Source organism: Leucobacter celer subsp. astrifaciens (assembly GCF_001273835.1).
GTDB lineage: Bacteria > Actinomycetota > Actinomycetes > Actinomycetales > Microbacteriaceae > Leucobacter > Leucobacter celer.
Genome location: NZ_JHEI01000026.1, coordinates 1 through 224, shown reverse-complemented (window position 1 = coordinate 224; position 224 = coordinate 1). Strand labels below are relative to the sequence as shown.

General features: G+C 47.3%; 1 protein-coding gene. It reads left to right on the top strand.

Features of this window, described 5'->3' with window-relative positions; all coding sequences use genetic code 11:
- Window positions 1–224: hypothetical protein (locus tag AMS65_RS20065; protein ID WP_206541934.1), on the top strand; the 224-nt coding region annotated here is incomplete at both ends.

Genomic DNA, 224 nt, shown 5'->3' with positions numbered 1-224 from the left:
ATGATGTACAAGGTGGAGCAGGCGTTCTTGGCTTTATTATTGGGGAACCCCTTGCTAAAGGACTTACCTCGCCGCTATCCATCATCATATTTTTAGCGGTTATATTCTTCAGTCTCCTGTTATTAACTAATCGTCGTATCCAAGATGTAGGACGATGGTTACGCAACACGTGGATGCGGGTCCGTCAGTGGTGTGAGGAACGCAAGCGTGACGATGACGACGAT